Consider the following 17,236-nt stretch of genomic DNA (forward strand, 5'->3'; position numbering starts at 1 on the left):
CGGCCTGCACCGCTGCTGAGCATGGCGCGCGGGCGAGACGGAAAATGCCGAGGCGCTCCGCCCGCCCAATGGTCGAGACTGGCGCGATGGATCAGATTCAGCGGATCGTCGGGCTGGTGGACCGGGTGCTCGGTCCGGAGGTCATCGGCAGCTACCTGCACGGCTCGTCCGTGCTGGGCGGCCTCAGACCGGCCAGCGACGTGGACGTCCTGGTCGTCACCCGGCGCGGCCTGGACGACCAGGAACGGCGCAGCCTCCTCGACGGGCTCCTGGCCATCTCCGGCTCCCGCAACCAGGCCCGCCCCGTCGAACTGACCGTGGTGGTCCAGTCGGAGGTACGACCCTGGCGCTTCCCGCCGACCGGTGACTTTCTCTACGGCGAGTGGCTACGCGACGACTTCGAGACCAACGGGCCGCCGCAGCCGGAACCGATGCCCGACCTGGCCCTCCTGGTCACCATGGCGCTCAGGGGCGACCATCCGCTCACCGGCCCGCCGCCGGCCGACGTACTCGATCCGGTTCCGCACGCGGACTTCGTGCGGGCGACCGTGGCGGGCATCCCCGGCCTGCTCGACGACCTGACCGGCGACACCCGCAACGTCCTGCTGACCTTCGCCCGCATCTGGACCACGATCGCCACCGGCGAGATCAGGTCCAAGGACGCCGCCGCGGACTGGGCGCTGGGCCACCTCCCGCCGGAGCACCGCCCCGTCCTGGAACATGCCCGCGACCTCTACCTCCACCGCACGTACTCCGAGGAGAGCTGGAGCGACGAGCTGATGGCCCAGGTACGCCCGCACGTGGACCACGTCCTCGCCGAGATCAACCACCGCCACCAGGAGTGACCATGGCGGTGCGGTGGTCGCGGTTGCTGCACCTGAGGTCGAGCCCGGCGACGATGGCCGCCGGCCCGGACGTCCTCGTCGTGGCGGAGCGGCACTCACGCCTGGTCGGCCTGGACCCGACCACCGGAACCTTGCGCTGGGAGCAACGCGTCGAGGACTGCTGGGGTACGACCGCCGTCGCGGACGGAAGGTGCCTCCACCTGAGCCAGACGGGCGTCCTGCACTGCTTCGACCTCGACAACGGCGACCGGTTGTGGTCGACGCCGGGGCTGGGCCTGCGGCGCTACGTCACGGTGACGGCGAGGTCGATGCGGCGGCGCGGCTGCCGGTGCGGGTCGACCGGCTGGTCCCGGGCGGCGGCTCCCTGATCCACGCCATCGGCAAGGGCCGCCTCGTCACCCTCACCGTCCCGACCAGCCGGCAGGGTGCCTGATCAACCGACCGGCTCGATAGCCTCACGCCGTGACGTCTGCTGCTCAAGAAGGTCGGTCGTGGGCCACTGCCCGGGTCCCGGCCGAGTTCGGCGCAGCAATCCACGGGCGCGAACCGGGTGTCGAGCACGCGTGGAGCGGCGAGGAAACCCTGTGCGGCCTTGTAGAGGATCAGATCGAGGTGTACCTGCGCCTCTTCGACCGCCAGGACGACTCAGCCTGCCCGACCACGGCTCTCCGGTGATCGCTCGCGCGCCAGCCGGGCGGTAGAGACCGGGGACCGCACCGCTAGTCGAGGGTGTAGAAGACCGTCATGCGCGGCCAGACGCCGTACTCGTTCACCTCGTCGTCGCTGTACATCAGGCCCGCCACCTCGACCGTGCCGTGCTCGGCCAGGTCGTCGATCGACGTGGCCACATGCCGCAGCAGAGCGGGCACGTCACCCTGCCCCTCGCCGAGTGGCAGACCGATCGAGTAGTAGTAACAGGACGAAGCTCGGTGGGTAACCCGGTGGTCTTCGGCGGGCACGCCGTCCTCCTTGTCATGCGCTCGGATCTCAGTGGTCTGCGCTCAGCCAACGCTGCCAGGCGCCCCGGGTGATCCGTCGCTCGGGGTCCCCGGCCGCGTGCAGGACGAACCGGGCCCGGAGTCGGACCAACGGGTCGTCCGCCGACGCCAGCGCGGCGACCCGGTCGGGGAACGACGGGTCGAGGTGCCGGACCAGCCGGGCGTACATCCAGTCCTTGCACTGGTAGGGCCGCTGCAGCGCGGCAAGCACCAACTCAGCGATCTGTGGGCCGGTGCCGTCCGGCAGGCCGCCGCGTTCGAGCCTGCGGAGCAGGCTCTCCTTGGTTCCCCAGCGGGACCACATCAGCGACCCGGGCGCACCCCACTCGGTCGGATGTTGCGCCTCCCAGCGCAGGAACAGCACCGCGAACGGCGACCACAGCGCCTCGGTCACGGGATCGCCAGGGTCGGCGCCCAGGAAGGCACCAACCGGTCCCGAGATCGTCTGCCGCTGGTACCAGAACCGGGCGGCGCCGGCCTGGTCCAGCTCGGCGACAAGTTGCGGCCGGGTCGGTGCGGCACTTCTCTCCCGGGCCCACAGCACGTTCCACCGGTGCAGCGCCTCGATCGCGGCCGCGACCAACGCCTGGTGCCGGTCGAGCGCCCGGCGTCGTACGACCTCGTCCCAGGCGACCAGGTCGAACAGCCAGGAGTAGTCGCCGTACAGCGGTGCAGGCACGCGGTCAGCCTGCGCTACTCGGGGCGCGGCAGGCGGCCGAGAGGGCAACCAACCGACCTGCCGGATCGCGTACGACGCAGTGGCCGTCGCTGACGACCCGGCGGGTGCCGGGCTCGACCGGATCGGTGTCCGCCCAGCTCAGCGGCACGAACCCCAATTCGACCTCAAGTCCCGACGGGCGTCGTAGCCGAACCTCCCGCAACGCTCCCCATTGCGCCAACCGGATCACGTCGCCACCGAGCAGATCCGTCCAGCCGCTCGGCTCGGCGTGACCCGGGTTGTCGGTGAGGAGCACGATGTCGACGTCCGAGTCCATGCGCGCGGCCCCGCGGGCCCAGGAGCCGACGACCAGCACCCCATCGACGTCCTCGCGCCCGGTCGCCCAGGAGGCCACCAGGTCGATCACCGATCGGACTTCCTCCGACCGCTCCGCTGTCACCACGCGGTCGAGTCTCACACGACCGCCAGGTGCGATGGCGCGGCGGGAGACGGCTCACCGCGCGACGACAGAAAAATCGTTTGACGGCGCCGATATTCTGATCCTCCGTACCTCCGGCACGCCGTGAGTCGCGAGGGGGCCCTGCCCTCTCGACTCAGGAGCCGCAATGCGCCGGGCACCCGCCCTCCCCTTCCTCCTCGTCACCGTCTTCCTGGACATGCTCGGGCTCGGCCTGATCGTGCCGATCCTGCCGGCCCTGATGACGGCCGTCACCGGGGACGCCACCACCGCAGTCGTCTGGTCCGGGCTGCTCGGCTCGACCTACGGCCTGCTGCAGTTCGTCGTCTCGCCGCTGCTCGGCCGGCTCTCCGACCGGTACGGCCGACGGCCCGTCCTACTGGCGTCACTGACCTGCCTCGGCGTCGACTGGCTGGCCCATGCGATGACGCCCGGCCCCTGGACCCTGCTGGTGTTCCACGCCCTCGCCGGAGCGTGCGCGGGAACGTACACCGTGGTCAACGCGTACGTCGCGGACGTCACGGAGCCCGGCTCGCGGGCCCGCGCCTACGGGCTGATCGGGGCCGCCTTCGGGCTCGGCTTCGTCGCCGGACCGACCATCGGCGGCCTGCTCGGCGCCGTCGACGTACGCCTGCCGTTCCTCGCCGCCGCCACGCTCTGTATGACCAACGTCGCCTACGGCTGGTTCGTCCTGCCCGAGTCACGGCCCGGCGACCGCACCACCCCGCTGACCCTGCGGACGGCGAACCCGGTCGCCGCAATCGGCGTCGTGCTGCGCCGGCCGGTGCTCGGGCGGCTCGCGTACGCCCGCTTCTGCGCCGACGTCGCCCGGATGACCCACCAGTCGGTGTGGACGTTCTTCCTGACGTACCGCTTCGGGTGGAACACCACGCACGTCGGCCTGGTGCTGGCGGCCAGCGCGCTGGCCGGCGCGGCCTTCCAGACCTGGGCCGTCGGTCCGGTCGTCGGCCGGCTCGGCGACAAGCGGGCCGCGGTCGCCGGCAGCCTGCTCGGCGCGGCGTCCCTGTCGGGTACGGCGTTCGTCTCCGTGCCGTGGCTGCTCCACGTCCTGCAGGCGGTCGGCGTGCTCGGCTCGGTCGCCGGTGTCGCCGTCCAGTCGTGGATCTCGGGCAGCGTCCGGGCTCACGAGCAGGGCACCGTGCAGGGCGCGCTGACCGGGATGGGCGCCCTCGCGGAGACCGTCGTGCCGGTTGCGGCCGGCGCGGCGTTCGGCTGGTCGCTGGCGTACGCGGCACCGGGTCTGGTCTTCGTGGGTGCGGCCGCCTGCGCGGCGCTGTCGGCGCTCCTGCTGGCCGCGACGCCCGACGCCCGACCGGACCCGGCGACAACCGGCTGAACCCTCCCCCGACTGCTGGTCGGGTCCACCGTGAGCTGAGTACGCCGGCTCATGCGCGGCCGTCCCGCCTCGACCAGGCTGGCGGCATGACGACTGCGACGACGGCCTCGACCGGACGTCGGGGCGGCCCGGTGGTCGGGATCCTGGTCCTACTCTGGGTCTGCGCCCTGCTGGCGCTGGCGTGGTGGGTGTTCAGCATCGGCATGCAGCAGTGGGCCGCCAACTATTCGGACGGGCCCGCCGACCTCGACGGGCTCAAGCGACAGGCGAACCTCGCCATGCTGATCATCACGGTGGTGGCGGCGGGCGGACCGGTGATGATCGCGTTCGTGGCGTACCGGCTGCGGCTGACCCGTACCGCGATCGTCTTCGCGGTGCTCGCGGCCCTGCTGGCGATCCCCGCCATGTTCCTCGCCGCCTCCGCCTACCAGAGCCTCAACCCCGCCCCGGCTCCGGCGCAGCCCGGACCGCCGGGCCACTGCGTGGAACTGAGCGGCGACGACAATCGCTGCCCAGGCGGATAGGTTTGGTACGTGAACGTTGGCGCGGTCGTCGAGTTCGGACTGGTGGTCTTCGCCGGCCCCACTCTGCTCTTCCTGCTTGCCATGGTCACCCGCTGGTGGCAGCACCGGGGCTAGAGTCCTGGTGGGGCCTGGGTGTGTCGGGACTCCTATCCGGATCGGCCGATCGAGATCGTGGGCGTGCGTCCGGCAGACGGCTGAAAGGTCTTCCACGTCTACGCCCGCTGCGACGGCTGGGCGTTCGACCATACGGGCTGGAACCCGCCTCGTCTATGTTCGCCCGGTGGAATACGGAACCTTCGCTCCGCTGGGCCTGGCGGTGTGCGCGGGATGCAACTGTCTCTTCCTCCTCGCCGTCGTTGGGCTCCTTGCGGCCTGGTGGAAGCCGAAGGACTGAAGCGCGACGTGTTACCTGGTGGTGCGGGTGGTCGACTCTCACTAGCGTGCTCGACGTGGCCGAGGGACTTCCGCAGATGATCGTCAGGCAATGCCGATAACAGGACGTCGCCGTCCTGGAGCCGCCGCGCGGTATCTCCGGCTCGGGTATCGGGATACGGGCTGCCGCTACCTGGACCGCTACCGGTATATGGACGATCACGGCATCCGTCACGAGGTTGCGGACCCATGTCGGTTCCTCATCAAGGCGGGTGTCGGTGGGACGGCTCGGCGTCACGCCTCGCCTCATGGTCAGCCCGACCGGTAGACGCGCGCCGATGGCCACTGGCCCACGACGGTCAGGACCGTTGGAGCAGCAGGGATGGGCTCTTCGGACAGGACTGACGCGGCCGGGCCGTTTCCACCCGCACCCGACCGTCCACTGTGGCTACGATCTGCCGCGCATGCGATGCGATTGACGCATCCGGCCGGGCGTCGGGTTCACGCCGGCCACCATTTTCCACCGAGGGGGACCACTTGAAGAAGAAGCTGACGGGGATCGTCTCCGCGCTGGCCGTCGCGGTCGGCGGATCGCTGGCCGCCGCCGCCCCGGCGCAGGCCGCCACCCCGGCCGTCATGATCACGAAGGTCTACTACAACTCGCCGGGCAGCGACACCGGGTCGAACACCAGCCTGAACGCCGAGTACGTGCAGCTGACCAACAAGCGCAGCACCAGCGTCAACCTCAAGTACTGGACCGTGCGCGACAAGTCCAGCCACGTCTTCACGTTCACCACCAACTGGTACCTCAAGGCCGGTGCCAGCGTCGTGATCCACACCGGCAAGGGCACCAACACCAGCAGCAACCTCTATTGGGGCCAGTCCGCCTACATCTGGAACAACACCGGCGACGCCGCCTACCTGCGCAACTCCGCCGGCACGGGGATCGACTCCTGCTCCTGGGGCAGCAGCGGCAGCTACACGAACTGCTGAGCCTCGTCCGCCCGCAGCGCCCGGCCCGGTGGCGGCATTTCTGCCCACAGAACATGAGCATTGACTCTTGGGAATCTGCGAATGTAGAGTCTTGGCAACGCAGAGCTTCCACTGCCTTACCGGCAGTGATCTGACACGGGGAGACAAATGAAGAAGACGCTGATCCGCGCCGCCACCGCTTCTGCGCTTGGCGTCGCCATTGGCCTCATCGCAATTCCGACCGCGGCACAAGCGGCGACGACCAAGTGCGGGTATGACGGTTACGACCGCGCGTGCGCCACCAACAACGACAACGGCACGTCATCCTACGAGGTGTGCGACAACGAGGATGACGGCCGGTCCGTGACGGGCTTCTTCGTCATGTCCAACGGCAACCAGTACATCATCACCGACCTCTACGGTGGGGCATGCAAGACGGGAACGGCCACCATCAAGGTCCACTATTTCACCATGCAGGAGAACCTCGGCACCAAGATTCCCAACGTCTACATGTACTGAGCACGCACATGCAATTTTAATGAGCAATCCCCTCGCTCCTTCATCGAGCGAGGGATTGCCCATCGCCGGGCCATGTCCGATCCGGCACCAACCCTGGCGAAAACCTGCAAGCAGCGGGATCACATCGACTCAGCAGGGAGAACGTTGGCCCGGCGCATAGTCGCACATATGATCCTTTCATCTCTGTACATCGCATTGTGCATGACACAATGCCGTCAGACGGGGGAGACAATGAAGAAACTGCTCAGCCGCACGGCAGGAGCTTCCGCGCTCGGCGTCGCCGTGGTGCTCGCCGGAATTCCGGGTGTGTCGGGTGTGGCGTACGCGGCGACGACCAAGTGCGCATACAGCGGTTACGACCGGGCATGTGTCACCAACTACGCCAGCACTTCCACGGTGGAAGTCTGCGACAACACGAACAATGGTCGCAGCGCCTACGTCTGGGCCACCCTCCCGACAGTGGGAATTGGGTTCAACGACACCTACGGCGGAAGCTGCACGACGAAGAACTACAGTGTTCTGGTCGAAGACTTCAAGGTCTGCGGCGACTACACCAGCAACTGCAGCGGGCGGGTCTACATGTAGCGCGCACGCCAGTAAACAGTGAGCTCCAGCCCGATATGATGTTCGGGCTGGAGCTCACCACATAAAGGCGCCGCCCGTCCCGCCACGTCAAGCGGACCTCGCGACGACGGGCCGGGTTCAGACGTTGAAGCGGAACTCCACCACGTCGCCGTCCTGCATGACGTACTCCTTGCCCTCGATCCGGACCTTGCCGGCGGCCTTCGCCGCCGCCATCGATCCGGCCGCGACCAGGTCGTCGTAGGAGACCACCTCGGCCTTGATGAAGCCGCGCTGGAAGTCGCTGTGGATCACACCCGCGGCCTCCGGCGCGGTCGCGCCGACCGGGACGGTCCAGGCGCGCGCCTCCTTGGGGCCCGCCGTCAGGTACGTCTGGAGCCCGAGCGTGCGGAAGCCGACCCGGACGAGCTGGTTCAGGCCGGGCTCGTTCTGCCCGATCGACTCCAGCAGCTCGCGGGCCTCCTCCTCGGGCAGGTCCACCAGCTCGGACTCGATCTTGGCGTCCATGAAGACCGCCTCGGCGGGGGCAACCAGGGCGCGCAGCTCGTCGAGGAACTCGGCGTTGGCCAGCTCGGCCTCGTCGACGTTGAAGACGTAGAGGAACGGCTTGGTGGTGAGCAGGTGCAGCTCCCGCAGGTGCTCCAGCTCGATCTTGGCGGCGGCGGCCCCGGCGTAGAGGGTGGTGCCGCCGTCGAGGACCTCGACGGCCTGCTTGGCGGCGGTGACGGCGGCGGCCCGGTCCTTGCGGAGCTTGGCCTCCTTCTCCAGCCGGGGCAGCGCCTTCTCCAGGGTCTGGAGGTCGGCCAGGATCAGCTCGGTGTTGATCGTCTCGATGTCGTCGGCCGGGGAGACCTTGCCGTCGACGTGCACCACGTTCGGGTCGGAGAAGGCGCGCACCACCTGGCAGATCGCCGAGGCGTCGCGGATGTTGGCCAGGAAGGCGTTGCCCCGGCCCTGCCCCTTCGACGCGCCACGGACCAGCCCGGCGATGTCGACGAACGACACCGGCGCGGGCAGCACCTTCTGCGAGGCGAAGATCTCGGCGAGCTTGTGCAGCCGCTCGTCGGGCAGCCCGACGACGCCGACGTTCGGCTCGATGGTGGCGAACGGATAGTTCGCCGCGAGCACGTCGTTCTTGGTCAGCGCGTTGAACAGGGTGCTCTTGCCGACGTTGGGCAGGCCGACGATGCCGATGGTGAGACTCACGACGAGCCAGCTTACGCGCCTCCCGCCGACCACCCGGCAGCCGGCCGGGAAAAGGGGGTGTCAGGCGGTCAGCAACCGGGGCTCGATCCGGGTCTCCCGGACACTGCCGTCCTCGGCCCGGCTCACCTCGTACGCCGACACGCCCTCCCGGTCCGCGACCGCCTCGACCAGCTCGGTCCCCCGGTAGACCAGGCCGACGCCGTCGTCGGTGCAGTGGCTGGTCGGCAGGGTGCCGTCGCCGACCAGCCGGTGCATCAGCGGGCGGCGCTGCTCCTCGCCGTCGTAGTGCACGCCGTTGCCGTAGGGCAGCCAACCCAGGCCGTCGGTGAAGCCGCGCAGGGTCGGGCCGTAGCTGTCGGTGGCCCCGCCGAGGTGCCAGCAGATCGAGCTGGCGGAGACGCCGGCGAGCACCACGCCGGCCTGCCAGCACTCGTGCAGGATCTCGTCCAGACCGTGCACCCGCCACACCGCGCAGAGGTTCGCCACGCTGCCGCCGCCGACCCAGATGGCGTCCTGGGCGAGCAGGTGCGCCCGCACGTCGTCGACGTTGGGCATCGGGAACAGGGCCAGGTGGGACGCGCGGAACCGGGTGCCGGCGAACGCGCCGTGGAACGTGGCCAGCGCGGTCGGCTGGTCGCCGACGGCCTGGTTGAGGTAGCAGATCCGGGGCTCGTCGGCACCCGCCAGCTCGGCCATCAGGTCGAAGACCGGGCCGGGCTGCACGTCGTACGGGCCCCGGCGTCGGCTCGTGAAGCCCATGCTGGTGGCGACGATGGTCGGCTCGCTGGCGGCCATGGTGGTCCCTTCGACGACTCGGTCACGATCATCCTGCGGCACGTCCGGCGGACCCGCCGGTCAGGTCCCCGCCTCGGCGGTGGCGAGCAGCGTACGCAGCAGGTCGGCCAGGCGGGCCTGGTCGTCGGGGGGCAGCGCGTCGAGGATCCGCCGCTGGACGGCCAGCCCGGCGTCGACGGACTCCTCGACCACCCGCCGGCCGGCGTCGGTGAGGACGATCCGCAGCCCCCGCCGGTCCGCCGGGTCGGGCGTACGCCGGACCAGGCCGGCCCGTTCCAGCCGGTCGAGCCGGCCGGTCATCCCGCCGGAGGTGAGCATCAGCCCGGCGGCGAGCGCCTTCGGCGGCAGCGCGTACGGCTCACCGGCGCGGCGCAGGGCGGCGAGCACGTCGAACTCGCCCCGGCTGATCCCCCACCCGGCGTACACCTTCTCCTGGCCGTCGCCGACCAGCCGGGCCAGCCGGTAGATCCGCCCGAAGACGGCCATCGGTTCGGGTCGCATGCCGGGCCGCTCCCGCCGCCACTGCGCGACGATGACGTCCACGTCGTCCGTTGCCACCCGGGGATTGTGCCCCACCTCGCACTTCCCTTCTTCCCTTACCGGTGATTAGCTTAGCCCTAAGCTACTTAGTGTTGAGGTGAAGAGATGGACCGACGCTGGCCGGACGTCGCACTGACCGCCGCCGCCCCGGTGGCCTGGGGCAGCACCTACCTGGTCACCTCCGAGCTGCTGCCCCCGGGCCGGCCACTCTGGTCCGGCGTGCTCCGGGCCCTGCCCGCCGGGCTGCTGCTGCTCGCGCTGACCCGCCACCGGCCCCGGGGCGCCTGGTGGTGGCGGGCCGGCGCACTGGGCGCGCTCAACATCGGCGCCTTCTTCCCGCTGCTCTTCCTCGCCGCGTACCGGCTGCCGGGCGGCACCGCCGCCGTGCTCGGCGCCGTCCAGCCGCTGCTGGTCGCCGGCCTCACCGTGGTCGCCCTGCACAGCCGGCCCGGCCGGCCCGCACTGCTCGCCGCGCTGGTCGCGCCGCTCGGCGTGACCCTGGTGGTGCTCCGGCCCGGTGCCGGCCTGGACCCGCTCGGCGTCGCGGCCGGCCTCACCGCCACCGCCGCGATGGCCGCCGGGCTGGTGCTCGCCCGACGCTGGGGGCGGCCCGCCGGGATCGGCACCCTCGCCGTGACGAGCTGGCAACTCGTCGCCGGTGGCCTGCTCGTCGTGCCGCTGGCCGCCGCCGTCGAGGGACCGCCGCCCGCCCCGGACGGCCCGGCCTCGCTCGGGTACGCGTGGCTCGGCCTGGTCGGCACGGCGCTGGCGTACGCGCTGTGGTTCCGGGGCGCGGCCCGGCTGCCCGTCACCCAGGTGTCGGTGCTCGGCGCGCTCAGCCCGCTGACCGCCGCCGCGCTCGGCTGGCTGGTGCTGGGGCAGGCCCTCACCCCGATCCAGCTCGCCGGCTTCGCCGTGGCGGTCGGCGCGATGACGCTCGGGCAGCTCACCGGTCAGCCGGCCAGCAGCCGGCGCCCGTCCGGCCACTCGGACGCCGTCCCGTCCCCCCACTCGGGCAGCGCGCCGGGCGGCAGCTCCGCGGCGGCGGCCAGCGGCAGGGTGAACCGGTGCGCGGCGGCCGGGCCCGCCGCGTAGGACTGGTCGAGCATCCAGCGCACCTCGTCGGCCGTCCAGCCCAGCCCGCGCCGACCCGCGATCTGCCGGACCAGCCGCAGGCCGACCCGGGTGTCGTCGTCATAGAAACGCATGCACCAGTGGTGCGCCCACATGCCCAGCGCGCGCAGCCCCGGCCCGTCGAGCGAGCCGACCAGCCGACCGCAGGCGGTCTCGGGGAACGCCCGCACCGGGTCGTCGGCCCGGTCCCGCTCGATCGCGCCGTACGCCGCCGACGCCACCACCCGCATCCGGTCGTAGAAGCCCTGCACCACCGCCCGGTCGAGCCGAATCCGCCCCGACCGCATCAGCGGGCACCTCGCCCGGCCACGCTCGCCATCCTGCGCACCTTTTCTTGAGTTGGTGGCCGGACCGTACCGACCACGACCGACACTTCTTCACCTCCGACGACCCGTTCGTCCGGTACGGCGAGGTCCGAATCCCGCCAGCCGAAGCCCCGACCAGCGAGGCAGGATCGGTGGCGTGGAATTGGACTTCGAACGGTGCTACCGGGCCGTGGACAGCCGTGACCAGCGCTTCGACGGCTGGTTCTACACCGGCGTGACCTCGACCGGGATCTACTGCCGGCCGTCCTGCCCGGCGATGACGCCGAAGCGGCAGAACGTCCGGTTCTTCCCGTCCGCCGCCGCCGCGCAGGGCGCCGGGCTGCGCGCCTGCCGCCGCTGCCGCCCCGACGCCGCCCCCGGTTCGCCGCAGTGGGACGTGCGGGCGGACCTGGTCGGCCGGGCCATGCGGCTGATCGCCGACGGGGTGGTCGACCGGGACGGCGTACCGGGGTTGGCCGCCCGGCTCGGCTACACCGAACGCCACCTGCACCGGATGCTCCGCGCCGAACTCGGGGCCGGGCCGCTCGCCCTGGCCCGGGCCCAGCGCGCGCAGACCGCCCGGATCCTGATCGAGACCACCGGCCTGGGCCTCGCCGAGGTCGCGTTCGCCGCCGGGTTCGGCAGCGTCCGCCAGTTCAACGACACCGTCCGCGAGGTGTACGGGGCCACCCCGTCGCAGCTGCGGGTCAGCCGCGGCGGGCGGCCGGCGGTCGGCGGGGCGGGCACGATCACGCTGCGGCTGGCGTACCGGCCGCCGTTGCACACGGCGGCGCTGCTGGACTTCCTGGCACTGCGCGCACTGCCCGGCGTGGAGGAGGTACACGACGGGACGTACCGCCGGGGGTTGCGGCTGCCGCACGGACCCGGCGAGGCGGCGCTGACCCCGGCCGACGGCCACGTCTCCGCCACCCTGCGACTGGCCGACATGCGCGACCTGGCACCCGCGGTGGCCCGCTGCCGCCGCCTCTTCGACCTCGACGCCGACCCCACCGCCATCGACGACACCCTCGCCCAGGACCCCGCCCTGGCCGCAGCGGTCCGCACCGACCCCGGAATCCGCCTCCCCCATGCCGTGGACGGCTTCGAAATGGCCCTCCGCGCCATCGCCACCCAACAGATCTCCCTGACCTCCGCCCGCACCACCCTCACCCGCCTCCTCACCGCCGCCGCCCACCCCCATCCCACCCACCCCGATGATCATGGGGTTGGCGGCGATGTGGATCTCCAAAACCACCGCCAAACCCATGATCACCGGGAGAACGGGGGGTGCGGTGGGGGGTTGCGGGGGTTTCTCAGTGCGGAGGAGGTGCTGGAACTGCCGGATGGGGCCTTCGGGATGCCTGCGGGGCGGCGGGAGGCGATTCGGGGGGTGGCGCGGGCCGTGGCCGGCGGGGAGCTGGATCTGGAGGGGGGCGGGGATCGGGAGGAGGCGGTGCGGCGGTTGACCGCGCTGCCGGGGATCGGGGCGTGGACCGCCGGCTACGTGGCCATGCGGGCGCTCGGCGACCCGGACGTCCTGCTCCCCACCGACCTCGCCGTCCGCCGGGGCGCCACCGCGCTCGGCCTGCCCGACGACCCGAAGACCCTTGACGCGTACGCCGACCGCTGGCGCCCCTGGCGGTCGTACGCGGTGATCCGACTCTGGAGAGCAGCATGACCACACTGGACAGCACCGTCGTCGCCACGCCCGTCGGGCCGCTGAGCATCCTCACCGGCCCCGACGGGGCGGTACGCGCGGCCGGCTTCACCGCCGACCCGGCGAGCCTGCTGCCGCTGACCCACCCGGGGCTGCGGGGTGACCTGCGGCACCGCACCGACCTCGGCCCGGTCACCGCCGCCGTCGCCGCCTACCTGGCCGGTGACCTGGCCGCGATCGACGTGGTGCCGGTGCAGCAGCACAGCGGCGGGACGTTCCTGCCGCACGCCTGGCAGGTGCTCCGCGAGGTGAAGCCCGGCCGGCCGGTGACGTACACCGGTTTCGCCGAACTGGCCGGACGGCCGGCGGCGGTACGCGCCGCCGCGGCGGCGTGTGCGCGGAACGCCGCCGCGCTCTTCGTGCCCTGCCACCGGGTGCTGCGCACCGACGGGACGCTCGGCGGCTACCGCTGGGGGCTGGACGTGAAGACGTGGCTGCTGCACCACGAGGCCCCGGGCGAACAGTGACGGGAAGCCGACAGCGGCGTGTCGCCAATTTGCCGCTACCGTCGGGTAGTGCCTGCGCAGAGCGACGGCAACCCCGCAGTCGGTGGCCGCCCCCACCCGCTGCGAAACCTCTGGCGACTGCACCCCTACCTGCGCCCGTACGCGACGGAGTTCGGCTGGCTGCTGGTCGCGGCCTTCGCCGCCACGGCCGCCAGCCTCGCCGTGCCGCTGGTGGTGCAGCGGGTGGTCGACGGGCCGATCGCCCGGCACGACACCGCCGGGCTGCTCCGGCTCGGCGCCCTGGCGCTGGTGCTCGGCCTCGCCGAGGCGGTGCTCATCTTCGTCCGGCGGTGGACCCAGTCCTCCTCGTCGGTCGGCATGGAGGCCGCCATCCGCGCCGACGTCTACGCCCACCTGCAACGCCTGCCCGCCGCCTGCCACGACCGCTGGCAGTCCGGCCAGCTGCTCTCCCGGATCACCAGCGACCTGTCGGTGGTCCGCCGGTTCCTCTCCTTCGGCCTGCTCTTCCTGGTGCTGAACCTGGTCACCTACGTCGCCGTGGTGGTGCTGCTGGTCCGCCTGCACCCGGTGCTCGGGCTGCTGGTCGCGGTCAGCGCGGTGCCGCTGTTCCTGATCAGCCGCCGGTTCGCCCGGCACTACCACGCCGCGTCCCGGCGGATGCAGGACCAGCAGGGCGACGTGGCCACCCTGGTCGAGGAGACCGCGCAGGGACTGCGGACCACCAAGGCGTACGGGCGGGGGCCGGAGCTGGCGGAGCGGTTCGCCGTGGGCGCCCGCGCGCTGCACGACACCGGGGTGGGCAAGGCGCGGTTGCTGGCCCGCACCTCGGCGCTGTTCGACCTGGTGCCCAACCTGACCCTCGGGGTGGTGCTGGTGGCCGGTGCGGCGGCCGCCGCCCGGGGCGGGCTCACCATCGGCGAGCTGGTCGCCTTCGTCAGCCTCCAGCTGATGCTGATCTGGCCGGTGCAGTCGCTCGGCTGGATCATCGCCAACGGACAGGAGGCGGCCACCGCCGCCGACCGGATCCAGGAGGTGCTCGACACCCAGCCGTCCATCGTGGACGCTCCGCACGCCCGGACGCTGGACCGGGCACAGGTCCGGGGCCGACTGCGCTTCGACGGGGTCTCGTTCCGCTACCCCGGCTGCCCCGACCCGGTGCTGCGTGACATCGAGCTGACCGTCGAGCCGGGCGAGACGCTGGCCCTGGTCGGCGCCACCGGCTGCGGCAAGAGCACGCTGCTCTCCCTGGTCCCCCGGCTGCACGAGGTGACCGGTGGGCGGATCACCCTGGACGGACACGACGTACGGGACCTGCGGCTGGCCTCCGTGCGCCGGCTGGTCGGGGTGGCCTTCGAGGAGCCCACGCTGTTCTCCATGTCCGTCTGGGAGAACCTCACCCTCGGCCGGCCGGACGCCGACGAGGAGGAGGTCCGCGCCGCGCTCGCCCTCGCCCAGGCCGACTTCGCGTACGACCTGCCGTGGGGTCTGGCCACCCGGGTCGGCGAGCAGGGGCTCACCCTCTCCGGTGGGCAGCGGCAGCGGCTGGCGCTGGCCCGGGCGGTGCTCGGCCGGCCCGCGCTGCTGGTGCTCGACGACCCCCTCTCCGCGCTGGACGTGCACACCGAGGCGCTGGTCGAGGCGGCGCTGCGACGGGTGCTGCGGGACACCACCGCCCTGCTGGTGGTGCACCGACCCTCCACGGTGGCGCTCGCCGACCGGGTGGCGCTGCTGCAGGACGGCCGGATCGTCGCCGTCGGCACCCACTCGGAGCTGCTGGCCGGGGTGCCCGCGTACCGGGCGGTGCTGTCGGCCCGGCCGGCACGGCGGCCGGACGACGCCGGCCTGGTGCGCTCGTGACCGAAGCACCGGACGGGTCCGTCCCCCGGCCGCGCGGCGACGGCTCGACCTGGACCGGGCCGGGGCCGGGCCACCGACCCGGACGCCGACCGCAGCCGGGCCGAGGACACCTCGCCCGAGGCGGTCGCCCGCCTGCGGGGGCGCAGCCGGGCCCTGCTCCGGCAGCTGCTGCACCCGCACCGGAGGTTGCTCGGGCTGGCCATGGCGCTGCTGCTGGCGCAGAACGCCGCCGCCATGTCCGGGCCGTACCTGGTGATGCTCGGCATCGACCGGGCCATCGCGCCGCTGCGCGCCGGCGACGCCGGACCGCTGGTCACGGTGGCCGCCGCGTTCGGCACCGCAGCCGGAGTCGAGTACGCCGCCCGGCGCGGCTTCCTCACCCTCTCCGCGCGGATCGGCCAGGCCGTCCTGCTGGAGCTGCGCCGCCGGGTGTACGACCACTTCCTCCGTCTCGACGTCGGCTTCCACGAGCGCTACACCTCCGGCCGGGTGGTGTCCCGGCTCACCAGCGACCTCGACTCGATCGCCGAACTGGTCGACGGCGGGATCGACAACCTGGTCGTCGCCGCGCTCTCGGTGCTCTCGGTGGCCGGCATCCTGCTCTGGCTGGACCTGCCGCTGGCCGCGGTGACCCTGCTCGCCTTCCCGTTCCTGTTCTGGCTGTCCCGCTGGTTCGCCCGGGCCTCCGCCGGGGCGTACCGGCGCACCCGGGAGGCGGTGGCGCTGGTGATCGTGCACTTCGTGGAGTCGCTGCGGGGCATCCGCGCGGTGCAGGCGTACCGGCGGGAACCGCGCAACCAGCGGATCTTCGCCGCGGTGAACGACGACTACCGGCAGGCCAGCCTGTCCGCGTTCCGGCTGATCGCGGTCTACTCCCCCGGCATCAAGCTGATCGGGAACCTGACCGTGGCGGTGGTGCTCGGCTACGGCGGCGCCCGGGTGCTGGGCGGGCGAACCGAGGTGGGGGTGCTCGCCGCGTTCCTGCTCTATCTGCGGCGGTTCTTCGAGCCGATGCAGGAGCTGAGCCAGTTCTACAACTCGCTCCAGTCGGCCACCGCCGCGCTGGAGAAGCTGGCCGGGGTGCTCGACGAGCGGCCGGCGGTGGCCGAACCGGAACGGCCCGTTCCGCTGCCCGCCGGGGCGGCCCGGGGGCTGGTCCGGTTCCGTGCGGTGTCCTTCGGCTACCGCCCGGACACCCCGATCCTGGCCGGACTGGACCTGACCGTGCCGGCCGGGCAGACCGTGGCGCTGATCGGCCCGACCGGCGCCGGCAAGTCGACCATCGCGAAACTGCTGGCCCGCTTCCACGACCCGGACACCGGCACGGTCAGCCTGGACGGCGTCGACCTGCGGGACCTCGCCGACGCCGAGCTGCGCCGCGCGGTGGTGCTGGTCACCCAGGAGAACCACCTGTTCAGCGGCTCGGTGGCGGAGAACATCCGGTTCGGCCGGCCCGACGCGGACGACACCGCCGTGGAGGCCGCCGCCCGGGCCATCGGCGCGCACGACTTCATCGCCGCGCTCCCCGACGGGTACGCCACCGAGGTGCACCGGCGCGGCGGGCGGCTCTCCGCCGGGCAGCGCCAGCTCGTCGCGTTCGCCCGGGCGTTCCTGGCCGACCCACGGGTGCTGATCCTCGACGAGGCCACCTCGTCGCTGGACGTGCCGACGGAACGGCTGGTGCAGCACGCCCTCGGCAGCATCCTGCGGGACCGGACCGCACTGGTGATCGCGCACCGGCTCTCCACCGTGGAGATCGCCGACCGGGTGCTGGTGCTCGACGGCGGCCGGATCGCGGAGGACGGCTCCCCCGCCGAACTGGCCGCCGCCGGTGGCCGCTACGCCGCCCTGCACGACCAGTGGCGCGACTCGCTGATCTGACCGCGCGGCGGCCGGCCGGCGCGGTGGGC

Annotated in this window: 17 protein-coding genes and 2 pseudogenes; 12 read left to right on the forward strand and 7 right to left on the reverse strand. The window is 72.2% G+C overall.

Going from position 1 to position 17,236, the window contains the following annotated elements:
- The first annotated feature begins 86 nt into the window (after positions 1-86).
- The gene (locus MRQ36_RS08445; protein ID WP_242794348.1) at positions 87-845 is read left to right on the forward strand and encodes an aminoglycoside adenylyltransferase family protein; all 759 of its coding nucleotides are present in this window, start codon (positions 87-89) and stop codon (positions 843-845) included.
- Positions 846-847: 2 nt separating this feature from the next.
- Positions 848-1,213 (forward strand): PQQ-binding-like beta-propeller repeat protein, encoded by a 366-nt coding sequence (locus tag MRQ36_RS08450; RefSeq protein WP_242794349.1) that lies wholly within the window; start codon positions 848-850, stop codon positions 1,211-1,213.
- A gap of 351 nt (positions 1,214-1,564) precedes the next feature.
- Here the strand turns inward: MRQ36_RS08450 and MRQ36_RS08455 are convergent, their stop codons facing one another.
- From MRQ36_RS08455 to MRQ36_RS08465, 3 genes are read right to left on the reverse strand one after another with little or no spacing between them, the layout of a single operon-like run.
- Entirely contained in the window at positions 1,565-1,804 is a 240-nt protein-coding gene (locus MRQ36_RS08455) for a hypothetical protein (protein ID WP_242794350.1), read from the reverse strand.
- 28 nt (positions 1,805-1,832) lie between these two features.
- Positions 1,833-2,522 carry a hypothetical protein gene (locus MRQ36_RS08460; protein WP_242794351.1) on the reverse strand — a complete coding sequence of 230 codons (690 nt, stop codon included), beginning with the start codon at positions 2,520-2,522 and terminating at the stop codon, positions 1,833-1,835.
- Between the two features lie 4 nt (positions 2,523-2,526).
- Entirely contained in the window at positions 2,527-2,964 is a 438-nt protein-coding gene (locus MRQ36_RS08465) for a nucleotidyltransferase domain-containing protein (RefSeq protein WP_242794352.1), read from the reverse strand.
- 163 nt (positions 2,965-3,127) lie between these two features.
- Between MRQ36_RS08465 and MRQ36_RS08470 the strand changes: the two genes are divergently transcribed.
- From MRQ36_RS08470 to MRQ36_RS08490, 5 genes are all read left to right on the forward strand, one after another.
- Positions 3,128-4,336, forward strand: a complete 1,209-nt coding sequence (locus MRQ36_RS08470) for an MFS transporter (protein ID WP_242794353.1) — start codon at positions 3,128-3,130, stop codon at positions 4,334-4,336.
- 86 nt (positions 4,337-4,422) lie between these two features.
- Positions 4,423-4,860 carry a DUF6234 family protein gene (locus tag MRQ36_RS08475; RefSeq protein ID WP_242794354.1) on the forward strand — a complete coding sequence of 146 codons (438 nt, stop codon included), beginning with the start codon at positions 4,423-4,425 and terminating at the stop codon, positions 4,858-4,860.
- Between the two features lie 909 nt (positions 4,861-5,769).
- Positions 5,770-6,225 carry a lamin tail domain-containing protein gene (locus tag MRQ36_RS08480; protein WP_242794355.1) on the forward strand — a complete coding sequence of 152 codons (456 nt, stop codon included), beginning with the start codon at positions 5,770-5,772 and terminating at the stop codon, positions 6,223-6,225.
- A gap of 147 nt (positions 6,226-6,372) precedes the next feature.
- Complete coding sequence (locus MRQ36_RS08485; RefSeq protein ID WP_242794356.1) at positions 6,373-6,723, forward strand: hypothetical protein; 351 nt, start codon at positions 6,373-6,375, stop codon at positions 6,721-6,723.
- 231 nt (positions 6,724-6,954) lie between these two features.
- On the forward strand, positions 6,955-7,308 hold the full coding sequence (locus MRQ36_RS08490) for a hypothetical protein (protein ID WP_242794357.1): 354 nt from the start codon (positions 6,955-6,957) through the stop codon (positions 7,306-7,308).
- 117 nt (positions 7,309-7,425) lie between these two features.
- Here MRQ36_RS08490 and ychF read toward each other — a convergent pair whose 3' ends face one another.
- The 3 genes from ychF to MRQ36_RS08505 are packed head-to-tail and all read right to left on the reverse strand — an operon-like array spanning position 7,426 to position 9,864.
- Positions 7,426-8,511, reverse strand: a complete 1,086-nt coding sequence (gene ychF, locus MRQ36_RS08495) for a redox-regulated ATPase YchF (protein ID WP_242794358.1) — start codon at positions 8,509-8,511, stop codon at positions 7,426-7,428.
- A 60-nt stretch (positions 8,512-8,571) separates the two neighbouring features.
- Positions 8,572-9,306: a peptidase E gene (locus MRQ36_RS08500; protein ID WP_242794359.1), complete on the reverse strand. Its 735-nt coding sequence runs from the start codon at positions 9,304-9,306 to the stop codon at positions 8,572-8,574.
- A 60-nt stretch (positions 9,307-9,366) separates the two neighbouring features.
- A complete protein-coding gene (locus tag MRQ36_RS08505) occupies positions 9,367-9,864 on the reverse strand; it encodes a MarR family winged helix-turn-helix transcriptional regulator (RefSeq protein WP_242794360.1) in 498 nt (165 codons plus the stop codon).
- 87 nt (positions 9,865-9,951) lie between these two features.
- Between MRQ36_RS08505 and MRQ36_RS08510 the strand changes: the two are divergent.
- Positions 9,952-10,767 (forward strand): annotated as a pseudogene (locus MRQ36_RS08510) (EamA family transporter); the annotation flags it as partial.
- A 32-nt stretch (positions 10,768-10,799) separates the two neighbouring features.
- Here MRQ36_RS08510 and MRQ36_RS08515 read toward each other — a convergent pair.
- Positions 10,800-11,267: a hypothetical protein gene (locus MRQ36_RS08515; protein WP_242794361.1), complete on the reverse strand. Its 468-nt coding sequence runs from the start codon at positions 11,265-11,267 to the stop codon at positions 10,800-10,802.
- 175 nt (positions 11,268-11,442) lie between these two features.
- Here MRQ36_RS08515 and MRQ36_RS08520 point away from each other — a divergent pair, with 175 nt between their 5' ends.
- The 4 genes and pseudogenes from MRQ36_RS08520 to MRQ36_RS08535 all read left to right on the forward strand — a co-directional run.
- On the forward strand, positions 11,443-12,963 hold the full coding sequence (locus MRQ36_RS08520) for an AlkA N-terminal domain-containing protein (RefSeq protein ID WP_242794362.1): 1,521 nt from the start codon (positions 11,443-11,445) through the stop codon (positions 12,961-12,963).
- Positions 12,960-13,469, forward strand: a complete 510-nt coding sequence (locus MRQ36_RS08525; RefSeq protein ID WP_242794363.1) for a methylated-DNA--[protein]-cysteine S-methyltransferase — start codon at positions 12,960-12,962, stop codon at positions 13,467-13,469. Before MRQ36_RS08520 ends, MRQ36_RS08525 begins: the two co-directional genes overlap by 4 nt.
- A 48-nt stretch (positions 13,470-13,517) precedes the next feature.
- Positions 13,518-15,326: an ABC transporter ATP-binding protein gene (locus MRQ36_RS08530; RefSeq protein ID WP_242794364.1), complete on the forward strand. Its 1,809-nt coding sequence runs from the start codon at positions 13,518-13,520 to the stop codon at positions 15,324-15,326.
- Between the two features lie 60 nt (positions 15,327-15,386).
- Positions 15,387-17,207: pseudogene (locus MRQ36_RS08535) on the forward strand (ABC transporter ATP-binding protein); the annotation flags it as partial.
- Positions 17,208-17,236 lie beyond the last annotated feature (29 nt).

The sequence above is a fragment of the Micromonospora sp. R77 genome (assembly GCF_022747945.1).
Lineage (GTDB): Bacteria > Actinomycetota > Actinomycetes > Mycobacteriales > Micromonosporaceae > Micromonospora.